The following is a 15,745-nucleotide window of genomic DNA, read 5'->3' on the forward strand; positions in this document are numbered from 1 at the left end:
CACGATGAACGCTCCCAGGCGCGCCGCGGGTCCGCGCGCATCGCGGCGCACGGTCGCCGGTGTGCGCCTCGCCCTGTCCTCCCTCTCCCTCGCTCTCGGGGTGTCCTCCGCGGCCCTCGCCGCGGTGTCGTTGCGCGTCGCCCGCACCGTGGTCACGCCCGCCGGTCGGGTTCCGAACGTGCGCATCGCCTCGGTCGATGCGGCGGCGCAGACGATCACCCTCGACCGCACCCCCGACACCGAGTTGCCCGGCCGGTACGGCCTCTTCACCGTGGGGAGCGTCGACTACCTGCGGGTGGGGTCCATCGTCGGCAGCGACGCGACGACCGTCACCCGCAAGCTGCTGACGCACGTGCCCGCCGACGGCGACCTGGCGCCCGAGGCCGCGTTCAGCGGCTGGTACTACGACCAGCCGGAAGACCTTCACCTCCCCGTGCGTTCGGTGACGATCGACACCCTGGTCGGCGCCTGCCCCGCCTGGGAGTTCCCGGCGCCCGCCGACACCGACGTGTGGGTCATCCAGGTGCACGGGCGCGGCACGACGCGCGCCGAGACGCTGCGGGCCGTCCCCGTCTTCCACGACCTCGGCATCACGAGCCTGGTCGTGTCGTACCGCAACGACGGCGAGGCCGCGCCGAGCGCCACCGGCACGTACGCGCTGGGGGCGACCGAATGGCACGACCTGGATGCCGCGATCGGGTACGCCCGCGCGCACGGCGCGCGCCGCGTCATCGTGATGGGCTGGTCGATGGGCGGAGCCCTGGCCCTCCAGGCGGCGTTCGACTCGCCGCACGGCGACATCATCGCCGGTCTCGTGCTCGACTCGCCCGTCGTCGACTGGCGCACCGTCCTCGCCTATCAGGGGCGCCTGATGCGCCTGCCCGCACCGGTGTTCGGCCTCGCCCAGCACCTCATCGGGTCGACCTGGGGCGCCGCCCTGCTCGGCAGCGGCGAACCGATCCCGCTCGACCGCCTCGATGGAGTCGCGCGGGCGGCCGAGTTGCGGCACCCGGTGCTCCTGCTGCACAGCGACGACGACGGATTCGTCCCCGCCGACGCCTCGCACGCCCTGGCGGCCGCGCGGCCCGACCTCGTCACCATGGAGACCTTCGAGGTGGCACGCCACACGAAGCTGTGGAACTACGACGAGATGCGGTGGACGGATGCCATCCGCTCGTGGGTGCGCGCCCAGGGCCTCGCGGTCGGCGATCCCGAGGACTGAACACCTCCCCGTGCGCTCGCCGAGCGCACGCGTTCGGCGGGTCTCAGCCGGCGCGCTTCGCGCGCACCTGACGCTTCGCGCGCATGAGCATGCCCGTCATCCCCGCGATGCGCAGCGGACTCACCGCGCGCGTCAACCCGATGCTCTGCGGGAAGTCGTCGGGCACGGCCAGCATCTCGTCGGCGCTCAGCCCGGTGAGCCCCTGCGACAGGATGCTCGCGAACCCGCGCGTGGTCGGCGCCTCGGCGGGAGCGGTCGCGTGCATCGCGACGCGATCCTCGGCGTCGACCGTGACGATGATGTACACCGGCGACTGGCACTCGACGACGCGTTCACGCATCTCGGGGTGGTCGGCGTACTCGGCCGGCACCGCCGGCAGCTCCTGCGAGAACTCCAGCAGCAACTGCAACCGGTCGGGCTCGTCGAGCTCGAGGAACTCCTCGCGGATCTCGGCGAGGCGGGCGGGGAGGGCGTTGTCGGACATCTCCGTCATCTTCCCACGCCCGCGACGACCGCGGTCAGCGCGCGAGCACCTCGCCCGGCTCCGACCCCGCGACGATCGGCACGCGCACGGCACTGCCCCACTCGGTCCACGACCCGTCGTAGTTGCGCACGTCCTCGAAGCCGAGCAGGTGCTTCAGCACGAACCAGGTGTGGCTCGAGCGCTCGCCGATGCGGCAGTACGCCACGATCTTGTCGCCGTCGGCCAGTCCGGCTCCGTCGCGGTAGATGGCATCCAGCTCCGCGCGCGACTTGAACCCGCCGTCCTCGGCGACCGCCTTGCCCCACGGCACGCTCTGGGCGCTCGGGATGTGGCCCGCGCGGAGCGCGCCCTCTTCGGGATAGGCGGGCGCGGTGGTGCGCTCGCCGGAGTACTCCTCGGGGGAGCGCACATCGATGAGCGGGTTGCCGAGGTGCGCGAGCACGTCATCTTTGTATGCGCGCAGGAGGGAGTCGTCGCGCTCGACCACGGGGTAGTCGGTGGGCTCGACGACCGTCTTGTCGGTCGTGACCGGACGCCCCTCGCCGATCCACTTGTCACGTCCGCCGTCGAGCAGGCGCACGTCTTCATGGCCGAAGAGCGAGAACACCCACAGGGCGTACGCGGCCCACCAGTTGTTCTTGTCGCCGTAGATGACGACGGTGTCGTCGCGCGAGATGCCCTTGCGGCTCAGCAGCTCCGCGAAGCCCTCTCCGTCGACGTAGTCGCGCACGACCGGGTCGTTCAGCTCGGTGTGCCAGTCGACCTTGACCGCGCCCGGGATGTGACCGACCTCGTAGAGGAGCACGTCTTCATCGGATTCGACGACGACCAGGCCCGGCTGACCGAGGCGTTCCTGAAGCCAATCGCCGGTGACGAGCCGACCGGGCTCGGCGTAGTCGGCGAATTTGGGGGAGGTGGTGTCGAACTCGACGGTCACAGGTGTCTCCTCGGTCGGGGTGTCGGATGCGGCGGCATAGGGTGGACACCGCACCTCCGACCCTAGATCGGCTGTGTCGGGGCCAGCACCCCTCTCGTAAGACTCGGACACAGGACGACCATGACTTCTACGCCCGCGACGACCGGCCTCATCCACCTCGGCGACCGCGAGCCCGCGGTCACGGGTGCCGAGATGGTGAACGCCCTGGTACCGCCCCCGCAGTTCGACGGCGCGACCTTCGAGTCGTACCGGGCAGACGACGCGTACCCGTCGCAGCAGGAGTCGAAGGAACTGCTGCAGGCGTTCGCCGGCAAGCAGTCGGCTCCGGCGAAGAAGGGCGGATTCTTCCGCCGGGCCGAGAAGGCTCCGGCCGTCAAACCCGGCGTCTATCTCGACGGCGGCTTCGGCGTCGGAAAGACGCACCTGCTCGCATCGATCTACCACGCCATGCCCGCGCGCCGGAAGTACTTCGGCTCCTTCATCGAGTACACCGCCCTCGTCGGCGTGCTCGGCTACGCCAAGGCCGTCGAGCTGTTCCGCGGATCCGACCTGCTGTGCATCGACGAGTTCGAGCTCGACGACCCGGGCGACACGATGGTGATGACGCGACTTCTCGGCGAGCTCGTGGCATCCGGCACCCGGTTGGCCGCCACCTCGAACACCCCGCCCAACGCCCTGGGCGAGGGACGGTTCGCCGCCCAGGACTTCTTGCGCGAGATCCAGTCGATGTCCGACAGCTTCCGCACGATCCGCATCGACGGCACCGACTTCCGCCAGCGCGCCATCGACGGCTCCGCCAAGGTGCTGTCGGACGACGACTACCGTGCGGCGATCGATGCCGCGGCGGCCGGGGGAGTGGCATCCGACGACGCGTTCTCAGACCTCGTCGCCCACCTCGCCCGCGTGCACCCCTCGCGCTTCATCCGCCTCATCGACGGTGTCGACACCATCGGCCTGCGGGACGTCGAGGTGCTGCACGATCAGTCGGCCGCGCTGCGACTGGTCGCCTTCATCGACCGCGCGTACGACGCGCAGATCCCGATCCGGGCCACCGGCGTGCCGCTGAACACGGTGTTCGGCGAAGAGATGCTCGGGGGCGGCTATCGCAAGAAGTACCTGCGCGCCGTCTCGCGCCTGGTCGCGCTCACGCACTCCTGAGGCTCTCTCATCACCGCCTCTCAGCCCGACGAAACGTGATGTTTACCGGGGCGGGCCTGCTGTAACCCGCCGGTAACACGAGGCGAACGACGACGGTAACCCGGGCTGACGACACTGAGGGGACCCGACGCTTTACCTGCGTCCCTGCAGAGAGGTTCCCTCCGAGATGGATCAAGGCAACACCGCATTCATCCTGATAGCAGCCGCCCTCGTGCTGCTGATGACGCCAGGACTCGCGTTCTTCTACGGCGGCCTCGTCAAGGCCAAGAGCGTCATCAGCATGATGATGATGAGCTTCGGCGCAATGGGTCTGATGGGGGTCCTCTGGGTCCTCTACGGATACGCCATCGCGTTCCCCGCAACCGACTCCGGGGTCACCAACTTCCCCTGGATGCTCGACTTCAACGAACTCGGCCTCACGGGCGTGCTCGAGACCCCCGAGGGCGCCGCTTACCCGCCGCTCGCCTTCGTCGCCTTCCAGGCGACCTTCGCGATCATCACCGTCGCGCTCGTGTCGGGCGCCATCGCCGACCGTGCCAAGTTCGGTGCGTGGATGATCTTCGCCGGCATCTGGGCCACGGTCGTCTACTTCCCCGTCGCCAGCTGGGTCTTCAACTTCGGCCTGGCCGAGGACGGCTCGTTCTCGTACGGCGGCTGGATCACCAAGGGCCTTCAGGACGTGTTCGGCGTCGGGGCGATCGACTTCGCCGGTGGAACCGCGGTGCACATCAACGCCGGTGCCGCAGCCCTCGCCCTGGCGATCGTGCTCGGCAAGCGCGTCGGCTTCCAGAAGGGCGCCCACGTCCCCCACAACCCGCCGTTCGTGCTGCTGGGCGCGGGTCTGCTGTGGTTCGGCTGGTTCGGCTTCAACGCGGGCTCCGAGCTCGCCGCTGACGGCACCGCGGCTCTGGCCTTCGTCAACACGATCGCCGCCCCTGCCGCCGCTCTTCTCGCCTGGCTGATCGTCGAGAAGATCAAGGACGGCAAGCCCACCTCGGTCGGCGCCGCCTCGGGTGCCGTCGCGGGTCTCGTCGCCATCACCCCGGCGTGTGCCGCGTTGACGCCCGTCTGGGCCATCGTGCTCGGCCTTGTCGCCGGTGCCGTCTGCGCCCTGGCGATCGAGCTGAAGTTCAAGCTCGGCTTCGACGACTCGCTCGATGTGGTCGGCATCCACCTCGTCGGTGGTCTGATTGGAACGCTGTACCTCGGCATCTTCGCCAACAACACCGGCCTCATCTACAGCGGCTCGTTCAACCAGCTGGTCGTTCAGGCGATCGCCGCCCTTGCGGTGCTGGTGTACTCCTTCGTGCTCGCCTTCGTCATCGGTCTCGCGATCGAGAAGACGATCGGCTTCCGCGTGAAGAACGAAGACGAGATCGCCGGCATCGACACCGTCGTGCACGGCGAAGAGGGCTACGTGCTCTCGGACGTGCGCGGCTGATACCGCCTCACCCCGAACGGGGCGTCACCGATTCGTCGGTGGCGCCCCGTTCTGCGTGCCTAGGGTGTGGGTATGGGAACCACGTCTCGTCTCGTGTCGGCGCTGCTCGGGATGTTGCGGCCATCCACCGCCGCACCACCTCGGGGACCGCGCCCCGACCCGGTGCCGCCGACGCCCTCTCCCGCGGGCGCTCGGACCATCGAGATCGACCCGCCACGGCGCCTCACCCTGTCGTATGCTCCCGAACGCGACAAGGCGCCCGACGGGGGCGAAATCGTCTGGACCTGGGTGCCCTTCGAAGAGCGTGACGGCCGGGGCAAGGATCGGCCGGTCCTCATCATCAGCCGAGCGGATGCCCGCAGCGCGTATGCCGTGCGTCTGACGAGCAAATCGCACGAGGGCGACCGGCAGTACCTCGCACTCGGTACGGGGGAATGGGACCCGCAGGGGCGACCCTCATGGGTGGACATCGAGCAGCTGTACCTCGTCTACGACGTCGGCATGCGGCGCGAAGCCGCCGCCCTCGACCGAAAGCGGTTCAACGCCATCGCTTCCGCCCTGGCCGCCCGACACGGGTGGCGTCGGGAGTGAACTTCATTCCCGACGGTCGAGCGTCGAGACCAGGGAGGCGCCCAGCCACGGGGCGAGCGAGTCGACGAAACTCGCCGTGAGGTGGTCGGCGTCGCGATAGGCCCCGGCGCCACCGATCACGGGCGAACACGTCGTCGCATCGCAGTAGACGTCGGTGAAATCGAGCACGCGGACGGATGGCAATCCCCTCGCCGCGCGCGCGAACGGCTCGTCTTCGGGGAGCGCGGTGCGCCGTTCGGTCGAGCAGTCGCTCGGCGCACGGTTGAGGAGGCATACGGCGGGATTCGTCTCGAGAGCGGGGTTGTCTACGAGGGCGACGATCGGGATGCCTCGGGTCGCTGCCGGCGCCCAGGCCGCTCGGAAGCCGCGCACGGCGGCATCCTGTGCCTCAGAGAACCCCGCCGTGGCATAGGAGGTGCCCGAGAAGGCCGTGGTGACAATCATTGCCGGTTCGCGGCGCATCAGCGTGTCGGCGACCTGTGCTCGCCACGTGTCACAGGCGGAGCCGAACGGGCCGTCGTCGGCGAGCGGGGTCGTGCTCCACGGGCAACCACCCTTCAAGAGTGTGGTCAGCCGCCATCCCTCGCGCTCCGCGATGTCCGCCAGCGCGTCGACATACTGGAACGCGTGGCTGTCGCCGATCAGGAGCACCTCCGGGGCGCCGGGCGCTTCGGATCCCCGCGTGCAGGTGCGGGCGTCGTCGCCGTCGAACTGCACGAGACATTCGCCGGCTGAGGGAGCGTCCATACCCATGGCCGAGGCGGAGGGCGTGTAGGTCTCGAAACCGGCCGACGCGCACGATGAGTCGAGCACGGCGGCTGCGCCGAAGCAGTCCGTGGGGGCGGCGCGGGCGGCCATGATTTCCTGGCGTGCGGCGTCGTAGCGCGGCATCGCCACCGCAGCCAGCCCCACGGTAAGGACCGCGACGCCCGCCATCGCACCGGCGGTCATCCAGAGCGTCCGGCGCGGACGGGCGGAGACGAGGGCGGGGAGGGCGCGGATCGGCTCCTCTACGAAGCGCTGCGTCACCCAGGCCACACTCCCTGTGACGATCAACAGCCCCAGACGCTGGACGAGGTCGCCCGTCCAGAAGGGCAGAGCGGGAGCGACGAGGATGAGGGGCCAGTGCCAGAGGTACAGGCTGTAGGAAATGGCGCCCAGGAACGAGAAGGGCGGGAGCGCGATCACGCGGGTCGCGAACCACGGCCGCCCCGCGGGGGAGGCGGCGATGACCAGCGCGGCCCCGACGACCGGGACGAGCGCCAGATATCCGGGGAAATCCATCTGACCGTTCAAGAGTGTGAACGAGGCCACGAGAGCGGCCACCCCGCCCCAACCGATCGTGAAGCGGACGACGGGATGTACGGCGCGCAGGCCCGGGAACAGGGCCAGGAGACCGCCGACTCCGAACTCCCATACCCGGGTGAAGGTCGCGAAGTACGCCGCCGCCGGATCGACGGCGGTGAACCACACGCACGCGATGAACCCGACGACCGTGACAGTCCCGACAGTTGCGAGGAGGACCCCGCGCCCCGCACGGCCAGCCCGCCGAGTGAGCAGCGCCGCTCCCACCAGCAGCAGCGGCCAGACGAAATAGAACTGTTCCTCGACCGACAGCGACCAGTAATGCTGCGCGAGGGTCGGATCCCCCGAGTGTCCGAGGTAGTTGGCCGAGGTGGCGACGAGATACCAGTTCTCGACGTAGAACGTCGAGGCGAGGATCTCCTTCAGCCGGGAAGGCATCGCTGCGACCGGGACGAACCAGGGCGACGAGACGACGACGGCGCAGAACACCAGGACGGTCAGGGCGGCGGGCAGGAGTCTTCGTGCGCGTCGCGCCCAGAACCGCGCGAGGCGCACGGTTCCGGTGCCCGCGATCTCCCGAGCCAGGTGCGCGGTGATGAGGAAGCCCGAGATGACGAAGAAAACGTCGACTCCTGCGAAGCCGCCCGGGAGGGCCGTCGGCCACACGTGGAACACCACCACGGCCAGCACGGCAATGGCGCGAAGGCCCTGCACGTGGGGGAGGAACGTCGAGGTTGCCGGCCCGGAAGGATCGACGGCGCGCGGTATGGCGGAAGACACCCGCACAGCGTAAGAAGCGGGAGCGCTGCTCTCGGCTCTCGAACAAGCCGAGAAGCACGGATGAGGGACGCGTCGACGTTTCTCCTCTGTGCCGGTGGGCCCGGCAGGTCACCCGCTGGCGGCGGCGAGGCCATGCTCCGGATAGATCGGCGGTTCACCCACCGCCTCGCCCATCGCAGGGGCGTTCGCCGTACGTCGGACTTCTCGGGTCGACGACAATGTGCGGCGAAAATGAAGAAGCCCCCGGCGGACCGGGGGCTTTTCGGTGGGCGATGCCGGACTCGAACCGACGACCTCTTCCGTGTGAAGGAAGCGCGCTACCAACTGCGCCAATCGCCCGCATCTCGTACGGGACTCATCGATCGTACCGGATGCCGAGGAGTGCTCCGAACCACGGGCCGCGCGGCCGATCGAGACACGCGCGGGGCGCGCCCCGTTTTGCGCCGGCGCTCAGATCAGGTAATGTCTTACGAGTGCTCGGGGCAAGCCCCGGGAACGAAATGCGGATGTAGCGCAGTGGTAGCGCATCACCTTGCCAAGGTGAGGGTCGCGAGTTCGAATCTCGTCATCCGCTCGAGTGAAGAGATCTTCGTCAGGGAAACCGACGGAAGATCACGACACGTGGGTCGAACCACACACGGTGGCGTGGCCGAGCGGCTAGGCACCGGCCTGCAAAGCCGTTTACACGGGTTCGAATCCCGTCGCCACCTCGCTCATAACAGAACAGCCTGTATAGGCGCGATTGGCGCAGCGGTAGCGCGCTTCCCTGACACGGAAGAGGTCACTGGTTCGATCCCAGTATCGCGCACAGCTCAGTATCGTCGAAAACCCCCGGACTTCCGGGGGTTTTTTGCGTTGCGACACGGCGCCCTCGACGATCGCGATTCGCCGGAGATCGGCATCCCGTCGACGAGTGCCGGCACCGTGCCGTGGGGGAGCGACCCGCTTCGAGCCGGTTTCACGCCTCCGGCGGCTTGCGCCGACGACGGGCGCCCAGCTCGACGCCGAGGCGCACGCAACCGATGATGATGAACGCGAAACCGAGCACCACCACGTTCCACCGCCACAGCCCCTCCCCGTCGAAGAGAGACGACGAGGCGAAGGCGAGGATCGCCGCGAGGAAGAGCCACCCGGCGATCTGCGGGGGAGTGTCCTTCTTGTCCGTCATGAGCCCCACGATAGGCAGGACCATCGACGGCGACCTCCGCCGGGAGGGGGATATCCCACCGGCGCACCCGGGAATCCGAGGTGGAGACTCCCGCCCCAGGCAGGGGGGTGCCGAGGGGGCGGGGCGGGAGCCTTGACGAGGCTACACGATTGTCCCCCAAATGGGGGACACGGACCCCTCTCCTCCGTCGCTGCGTGTCGCGCGATGACACACGGCGCGCGGGGCGCACGATGACACACGGTGCGCGGGGCGCACGGCGGATCTGGGTGAGGGGGGAATCGTTCCCGCCGCCAGTAAGGGGGGCTGGTGAAGTGCCTGACGGCGGGAACGTTCTGACGCTAGGGCATGTCCCCCAAGTGGGGGACGGGTAGCGGGCAGACTTGCGCCCACCTTGAGGTTCTCTTCAGTCGACCTTGAGGTTGCACGTCCCGGTCGCTCGACGTCGGGATCAGAGCACCCCGATGCTCTCCAGGTACTGCGCGACGCGTTCGTGCGCGACGGTGTCGACCGATTGGCCGCCGGGGCGCCGCACAGCCGTCAGCAGCGTCACGGAGTCGTTCGACAGCCCGAACTCGTGGGTGTGCAACGACACCACGACAGCCCCCACGCGCGGCACCACATAGCTCCCCATGTCCTCACCGTAGAGTGTTCATCTGTACCATGGAAGCGCTCCCACGACATGTGCGCGAAGTGCACAGGGCGCGCGCGATCGGTCCGGGAACACTCATCGACGAGCGCAACCCCGGTGAGTGCGCGGGGACCGCGCAGTACCGTGGGCGACATGACCGTTCCCGACACCCTCTGGCGCGAGATCGCGGCATCCCCGTTCGTCTCCCTCGGCACCTATCGCAAGAACGGCGCCCTCGTCGCGGTTCCGGTGTGGGTCGCCCGCGACGGCGACGAGCTCGTCGTGACGAGCGAGCGCAACACGGGCAAGGTGAAGCGCCTGCGCAACGACCAGCGGGTGACCCTGCGCCCCTGCAGTCGGATGGGAGCGGTGGAGCCGGATGCCATCACGGTCGAGGCGCACGGCCGCATCGCTGCGGCCGCGACCGACGACGCGCACGCCGACGCGGCCCTGCGCCGCAAGTATCGTCTGCAGTACCGGCTGATCCTCGGATTCGAAGCCCTCGTGCGCCGGGTCCAGCGCAAGCCCGGCGACCGCGTCATCATCCGCATCTCGCGCTGAGCACGGAGCGCGGATCGGCGAGAAGGCCGCGCAACGTCACGGCCTAGCCGGAAACCGCACGACGACGCAAGGGGGTTTTCGGCTCCCGGGCATTCGCGAGACGTTAGTGGTGAAGAACCGGTCGACACCCCCCGGCCACCGCGTTCGACATTCTCGCCGAGGAATGCGCGGCCCCGGGCTTCGATCCTCGAGGGCATCATGGGCAAGTTCATTTACGACAGCAACATCAAGGTCGATTTCGAGGACCGCCTCCTCGCCCACTTGCAGGCCGTGATCATGGCCAAAGTACGTCGCGGGGAGAGCTTTCCGTTCACCTGGAAGGACGACATCAGCACCGGGGGCGGGCGGACGACGGTCTACATCCACCCGAATGTCTCGCTGGTGTTCAAGTATCACGGCAGCCGCACTCCGCAGCTGAGCTCGGCCTGGCTGCACGCGCTGACCCACAACGCCAACTCCGGCCGCGGCCTCTACGTCATCCCCGAACCCGACGAGTTCACGCCGCGCGACAGCGCTCCGCGCGATGAGATGGTCTTCCGCGAGGTGCCGAACGACCAGCATCCCGCGTTCACGAAACCTTGAACGGGAATAGCCCACCCGACGGCGACGGTTGAGACGGGCATGAGCGACTGGACCGAAGCCAAGCCCTACTTCGAAACCGACGCGATCGCACACCTCGCAACCCTCATGCGCGACGGGTCCCCGCACTCCGTCCCGCTGTGGGTGGGCGTCGACGGCGATCGCCTCATGATCTTCACCGAGGTGGACACGCTGAAGGACCGCAACCTGCTCCGCGACCCCCGCGTGGCGATCTCGGTCACGGGCGCCGACAACGCCTACGCGATGGCGTTCGTGCGCGGCGAAGCGGGGGGACGCATCGACGGCGACGCAGCCCTGCCGTACGTCGACCGCATCTCCACCCTGTACACGGGCGCACCGTATGAGATGCGCGAGGGACTCGCGGTGTGGTTCATCGAGCCCCGCAAGTCGTGGGCGCGCGCGTACGAGAGCTGACGTTCAGAACGCCAGCGGCAGCACGCCGAGGACGAGGATGATCGGCGCGATCACCGCGCCGAGGAGCACGAAGCGACTCCAGCGCACCTCGACGCCCGCCGCGACCAACCGGTCGTGCCAGAGAAGGGTCGCCAGCGACGCCCACGGCGTGACGATCGGTCCCGCGTTGACACCCACGAGCAGGGCCGCCAACCGCACGGGAGACCCGGCGACCGACTCGAGCGCCAAGTAGCCCGGCAGGTTGTTGATGCCGTTCGCCGCCAGCGCCCCCACCCCGGCGAGCTGCCAGAGCGAGACGAGGTCGTCGCCCGTTCCGGCGAGCACCGAGGTGATCCGCCCGATCCCCAGGGCTTCCAGCGCGCCCACCGCCAGGAACAGACCGCCCGCGAACACGAGCAGCGACCACGGCACCAGCCGGATGCCGAGAGTCCGGGGCGCCCGCCACGCGAACACCGCGATGAGCACGACGGCAGCGCCGACGGCCGGCATCCACGGCTCGAGACCGATCACGAGCAGCGGCAGCAGGGCGAGGGTCACCACCCCCGACACGCGCAGCAGCACGGGCTCCGAGACGGTGGGGGAGGCGGCATCCGGGTAGGTCTTGGGCAGGCGACGCAGGAACACCAGCGTCAGCACCACGACCGACACCGCGATCGCGATGAATGCCGAGGGTCCGAGCAGAGCGAGGAACGCGACCGGGTCGTGCCCGCCGCCGAGAGCTTCGGATGCCAGCAGGTTGGTGAGGTTCGACACCGGCAGCACCAGCGAGGCGGTGTTGGCCAGCACCACGGTCACGAACGCGAACGGCAGCGGATCGAGCTTGCGCGCGACCGCCATCGACACCACGACCGGCGTCAACAGCACCGCGGTGGTGTCCAGCGACAGGAAGGCCGTCGCCACCGTCGCGAGGGCCACGACCAGCACCCACAGCAGCGCCGTCCGTCCCCGGGCGATCCGGGCCAGGCGCGCGGCGACGACGTCGAACAGGCCGGCCTTCGACGCCAGTTCGGCGACGACGGTGACCGCGACGACGAACAGCAGGATCGGCCACACGCGATCGGCGACGGCGAGGGCGTCGTCAGCAGGGAAGATGCCGGTGAGCAGCGCGATGATCCCGAGGATCCACAGCACGCCGCCGATGATGGCCAGAGTCACCGCTCCACTATGGGGCACGTCGGGTGCGGTCGAGACCACGCCCGCCGGGTAGCCTGGAAACGACCCCTTCAGGAGATGTTCTGTGACTGATTTCCCCGCCGATGGCTTCGCCCTCTTCCCCGACCGTTCGGTCGTCGCTCTGCGCGTCAACGGGGAACTGAAAGACCTGGCCACGACCGTGACGGCCGACGACCAGGTGGAGCCTGTCACGATCGACAGCCCCGACGGACTCTCGATCCTGCGCCACTCCACCGCGCATGTGCTCGCGCAGGCGGTCCAGCGCGTCAAGCCCCAGGCCAACCTCGGTATCGGCCCCCCGGTCACCGACGGCTTCTATTACGACTTCCAGGTCGACGAGCCCTTCACTCCCGAGGACCTCAAGGTCGTCAAGAAAGAGATGGAGCGCATCGTCCGCGAGAACCAGCGGTTCGTGCGCCGCGTCGTCACCGACGACGAGGCGCGGGCCGAACTCGCTGACGAGCCGTTCAAGCTCGAGCTCATCGGGCTCAAGGGCGGTTCCGCCGAAGCCGCAGAAGGAGCCTCGGTCGAGGTCGGCGCGGGCGAGCTGACGATCTACGACAACGTCACCCGCGACGGCGAGACCGCGTGGAAAGACCTGTGCCGCGGACCCCACGTTCCCGGTACCCGCCTGATCGGCAACGGCTGGGACCTCACCCGCATCGCCGGCGCGTACTGGCGCGGCAGCGAGAAGAACCCGCAGCTGCAGCGCATCTACGGCACCGCGTGGCCCACGAAAGACGAGCTGCGCGCGTACCAGCACCGCCTCGAAGAGGCCGCCAAGCGCGACCACCGCAAGCTCGGCAAGGAGCTCGACCTGTTCTCGTTCCCCGACGAGATCGGCCCGGGGCTGGCGGTGTTCCACCCCAAGGGCGGCATCATCCGCTACGAGATCGAGCGCTACATGCGCGAGCGCCTGCTCGCCAACGGCTACGACGTCGTGAACACCCCGCACATCACCAAGGGCGACCTGTTCATGACGAGCGGTCACCTGCAGTGGTACGCCGACGGCATGTACCCCCCGATGGTGCTCGACGAGGTGGTGGATGCCGACGGTCACGTCTCGCGCGAGGGTCAGGCGTACTACCTCAAGCCCATGAACTGCCCGTTCCACAACCTCATCTTCCGCTCGCGCGGCCGCAGCTACCGCGAGCTGCCGCTGCGCCTGAGCGAGTTCGGATCGGTCTACCGCTACGAGAAGAGCGGCACCCTCGCGGGCCTCACGCGCGTGCGCGGCATGACCCAGGACGACACGCACATCTACGTCACCGCCGACCAGGTGAAGGGCGAGCTGACCCACAGCCTCGACTTCGTGCTGCAGACCCTGCGCGACTACGGCCTCAACGACTTCTACCTCGAGCTCTCGACGAAAGAAGACGGCAACCCGAAGTTCATCGGTGACGACGCGCTCTGGGTCGAGGCGACCGAGACGCTGCGCGAGGTCGCCGAGGCCTCGGGACTCGAGCTCATGCCCGACCCGGGCGGGGCGGCGTTCTACGGGCCCAAGATCTCGGTGCAGGCGCGCGATGCCATCGGTCGCACCTGGCAGATGTCGACGATCCAGCTCGACTTCAACCAGCCCGAGCGCTTCGAGCTCGAGTACACCGGTCCCGACGGCGAGAAGCACCGCCCCGTGATGATCCACCGCGCCCTCTTCGGCTCGGTCGAGCGCTTCTTCGCGATCCTGCTCGAGCACTACGCGGGCGCGTTCCCGGTGTGGCTCGCACCGGTGCAGGTCGTGGCGGTTCCCGTCGCGGCCGAGTACGGCGACTACCTGGCCGAGATCGTCGCCGATCTGAAGTCGAAGGGCGTTCGCGCCGAGGCCGACCACAGCGACGACCGCATGCAGAAGAAGATCCGCACGCACACCACCCACAAGGTGCCGCTCATGCTGATCGCCGGCGAGCAGGACCGCGCCGCCGGCACCGTCTCGTTCCGCTTCCGTGACGGCACCCAGCTCAACGGTGTTCCCGTCGCCGAGGCCGTCGCCCGCATCACCGGCGCGATCGCGGGCCGCACGCTCGTGAACACCGCCGAGGATCTGGCGTGACGCACGATCCGGATGCCGGGGCGGCGGCCGAGCCGTCGATCGTCGACGCCGCCGATCTCGCGGGCGTGCCCGACGAGTTCCAGCGACTGTGGACGCCGCACCGCATGGCGTACATCTCGGCGGGCCGCGAGCCCATGGAGAAGAACTGCCCGTTCTGCGCGGCGCCCGAGAAGTCCGACGAGGACGGGCTGATCGTCGCGCGCGGCACGACCGCGTACGTGCTGCTCAACCTCTTCCCGTACAACTCGGGCCACCTGCTGGTGTGCCCGTACCGTCACATCGCCACGTACGACCAGGCGACCGACGAAGAGGTCGCCGAGATCGGCGCGCTCACCCAGCGGGGCATGCGCGTGCTGCGCGCGGTGTCGAACTGCGACGGCTTCAACCTGGGCATGAATCAGGGCGCGATCGCCGGCGCCGGAGTCGACGGGCACCTGCACCAGCACATCGTTCCGCGCTGGGCATCCGACGCGAACTTCTTCCCGATCATCGCCAAGACGAAGGCGCTCCCGCAGCTTCTGGGAGACGTGCGCCGCACGGTGGCCGAGGCCTGGAACAGCTGAGCGGGTTCATCCACACCCCCTCCGCGCACACGTCGCGCAGTGACTAGCGTGAGCGGATGGACCTTCGCCTCCGCCCTCTCGTTCTCTCGTTGACGCTCGTCGGAGTGCTGCTGGGCGCGACCGCCTGCATCCCGCTCCCGAGCCCGCGAGATGCCGAGAGCGTCGCCACTCCCGGGCCGACCACCGAGGAGTCGCCGACCGATGGGTCGTCGTCCGCGGCACCCGACGACGACACCGACGCCGACGAGCTGGGCGACGCGTTCGCCGAACGCGAGGAGTTCTTCCGCGCCCAGCAACTGCCGATGGACGGTACGCCCCTGGTCGCGGTGACGCCCGCACAGAAGCAGTTCATCGCCGAGCAGCGCGCGTACGTCGAGGGGCAGGGGGCGTCCTGGTCGGCGCAAGACGAGAGCATCACGCTCGCCCTGGCGGCCGACGCGTGCGAGACCGCCATCCTCAGCGCGCACGAGGTCGATGCGACCACGCTGCAGACCCACGTCGACACGTCTCCGCTGTTCGCCGCGATCCTGCCGAAAGACACGGACGCCGCGACGCGGGCCGCGGGCGAGCGCAACGTCGCCAGCGTGATGATCTTCGGAACGTCGTTCCTCTGCCCCGACGACGCCCCCGCGTGGCAGGCGGCGTACCTCGAGGTCTACGGAGGCTGACG

16 protein-coding genes and 4 tRNA genes are annotated in these 15,745 nt (G+C 68.9%); 13 read left to right on the forward strand and 7 right to left on the reverse strand.

Annotation, left to right across the window (positions count from 1 at the left end; translation table 11 throughout):
- Positions 1–4: 4 nt before the first annotated feature.
- The gene (locus tag BJP65_RS01250; RefSeq protein WP_055940271.1) at positions 5–1,222 is read left to right on the forward strand and encodes a S9 family peptidase; all 1,218 of its coding nucleotides are present in this window, start codon (positions 5–7) and stop codon (positions 1,220–1,222) included.
- 43 nt (positions 1,223–1,265) lie between these two features.
- Here the strand turns inward: BJP65_RS01250 and BJP65_RS01255 are convergent, their stop codons facing one another.
- Positions 1,266–1,706, reverse strand: coding sequence for a SufE family protein (locus BJP65_RS01255; RefSeq protein WP_181015961.1), 441 nt, complete (start codon positions 1,704–1,706; stop codon positions 1,266–1,268).
- A 34-nt stretch (positions 1,707–1,740) separates the two neighbouring features.
- Entirely contained in the window at positions 1,741–2,643 is a 903-nt protein-coding gene (locus BJP65_RS01260; protein WP_070407984.1) for a sulfurtransferase, read from the reverse strand.
- A 120-nt stretch (positions 2,644–2,763) separates the two neighbouring features.
- Here BJP65_RS01260 and zapE point away from each other — a divergent pair, with 120 nt between their 5' ends.
- From zapE to BJP65_RS01275, 3 genes are all read left to right on the forward strand, one after another.
- On the forward strand, positions 2,764–3,801 hold the full coding sequence (gene zapE / locus BJP65_RS01265; protein ID WP_055837261.1) for a cell division protein ZapE: 1,038 nt from the start codon (positions 2,764–2,766) through the stop codon (positions 3,799–3,801).
- Between the two features lie 166 nt (positions 3,802–3,967).
- On the forward strand, positions 3,968–5,242 hold the full coding sequence (locus BJP65_RS01270) for an ammonium transporter (RefSeq protein WP_055837263.1): 1,275 nt from the start codon (positions 3,968–3,970) through the stop codon (positions 5,240–5,242).
- 72 nt (positions 5,243–5,314) lie between these two features.
- A complete protein-coding gene (locus BJP65_RS01275) occupies positions 5,315–5,833 on the forward strand; it encodes a type II toxin-antitoxin system PemK/MazF family toxin (protein ID WP_083285646.1) in 519 nt (172 codons plus the stop codon).
- Positions 5,834–5,836: 3 nt separating this feature from the next.
- On the opposite strand, the gene BJP65_RS01280 is transcribed toward BJP65_RS01275, so the two are convergent.
- Both BJP65_RS01280 and BJP65_RS01285 read right to left on the reverse strand, forming a co-directional pair.
- Positions 5,837–7,918: an acyltransferase family protein gene (locus BJP65_RS01280; protein WP_181015962.1), complete on the reverse strand. Its 2,082-nt coding sequence runs from the start codon at positions 7,916–7,918 to the stop codon at positions 5,837–5,839.
- 266 nt (positions 7,919–8,184) lie between these two features.
- Positions 8,185–8,257 (reverse strand) — tRNA-Val (locus BJP65_RS01285).
- A 163-nt stretch (positions 8,258–8,420) separates the two neighbouring features.
- On the opposite strand from BJP65_RS01285, the gene BJP65_RS01290 reads away from it, so the two are divergent.
- The 3 genes from BJP65_RS01290 (at position 8,421) to BJP65_RS01300 (ending at position 8,726) form a co-directional block, all read left to right on the forward strand.
- Positions 8,421–8,492: transfer RNA gene (locus BJP65_RS01290), tRNA-Gly, on the forward strand.
- A gap of 65 nt (positions 8,493–8,557) precedes the next feature.
- Positions 8,558–8,628 (forward strand) — tRNA-Cys (locus BJP65_RS01295).
- A 26-nt stretch (positions 8,629–8,654) separates the two neighbouring features.
- Positions 8,655–8,726: transfer RNA gene (locus BJP65_RS01300), tRNA-Val, on the forward strand.
- Positions 8,727–8,876: 150 nt separating this feature from the next.
- Here the strand turns inward: BJP65_RS01300 and BJP65_RS01305 are convergent.
- On the reverse strand, positions 8,877–9,086 hold the full coding sequence (locus tag BJP65_RS01305) for a hypothetical protein (protein ID WP_055940262.1): 210 nt from the start codon (positions 9,084–9,086) through the stop codon (positions 8,877–8,879).
- A 448-nt stretch (positions 9,087–9,534) separates the two neighbouring features.
- Positions 9,535–9,717: a hypothetical protein gene (locus tag BJP65_RS16420; protein WP_156458880.1), complete on the reverse strand. Its 183-nt coding sequence runs from the start codon at positions 9,715–9,717 to the stop codon at positions 9,535–9,537.
- A gap of 150 nt (positions 9,718–9,867) precedes the next feature.
- Between BJP65_RS16420 and BJP65_RS01310 the strand changes: the two genes are divergently transcribed.
- The 3 genes from BJP65_RS01310 to BJP65_RS01320 all read left to right on the forward strand — a co-directional run bounded on the left by BJP65_RS01310 (position 9,868) and on the right by BJP65_RS01320 (position 11,289).
- Positions 9,868–10,275, forward strand: a complete 408-nt coding sequence (locus BJP65_RS01310) for a PPOX class F420-dependent oxidoreductase (protein WP_070409789.1) — start codon at positions 9,868–9,870, stop codon at positions 10,273–10,275.
- Positions 10,276–10,473: 198 nt separating this feature from the next.
- On the forward strand, positions 10,474–10,857 hold the full coding sequence (locus tag BJP65_RS01315; RefSeq protein WP_055940258.1) for a hypothetical protein: 384 nt from the start codon (positions 10,474–10,476) through the stop codon (positions 10,855–10,857).
- A 39-nt stretch (positions 10,858–10,896) separates the two neighbouring features.
- Positions 10,897–11,289, forward strand: coding sequence for a TIGR03618 family F420-dependent PPOX class oxidoreductase (locus tag BJP65_RS01320; protein ID WP_070407986.1), 393 nt, complete (start codon positions 10,897–10,899; stop codon positions 11,287–11,289).
- Between the two features lie 3 nt (positions 11,290–11,292).
- Here the strand turns inward: BJP65_RS01320 and BJP65_RS01325 are convergent, their stop codons facing one another.
- Entirely contained in the window at positions 11,293–12,444 is a 1,152-nt protein-coding gene (locus BJP65_RS01325; protein WP_083285649.1) for an SLC13 family permease, read from the reverse strand.
- Between the two features lie 82 nt (positions 12,445–12,526).
- Here BJP65_RS01325 and thrS point away from each other — a divergent pair, with 82 nt between their 5' ends.
- Genes thrS through BJP65_RS01340 form a run of 3 tightly spaced genes read left to right on the forward strand, consistent with a single transcriptional unit; the run spans position 12,527 to position 15,743 of the window.
- The gene (gene thrS / locus BJP65_RS01330) at positions 12,527–14,512 is read left to right on the forward strand and encodes a threonine--tRNA ligase (RefSeq protein ID WP_070407987.1); all 1,986 of its coding nucleotides are present in this window, start codon (positions 12,527–12,529) and stop codon (positions 14,510–14,512) included.
- Positions 14,509–15,075, forward strand: a complete 567-nt coding sequence (locus tag BJP65_RS01335) for an HIT domain-containing protein (RefSeq protein WP_070407988.1) — start codon at positions 14,509–14,511, stop codon at positions 15,073–15,075. The genes thrS and BJP65_RS01335 overlap by 4 nt, the downstream gene beginning before the upstream one ends.
- Positions 15,076–15,131: 56 nt before the next feature.
- Entirely contained in the window at positions 15,132–15,743 is a 612-nt protein-coding gene (locus tag BJP65_RS01340) for a hypothetical protein (RefSeq protein ID WP_070407989.1), read from the forward strand.
- The last annotated feature ends 2 nt before the right edge of the window (positions 15,744–15,745 follow it).

Origin of the sequence: Microbacterium sp. BH-3-3-3, assembly GCF_001792815.1 — a bacterium.
Taxonomy (GTDB): Bacteria; Actinomycetota; Actinomycetes; order Actinomycetales; family Microbacteriaceae; genus Microbacterium.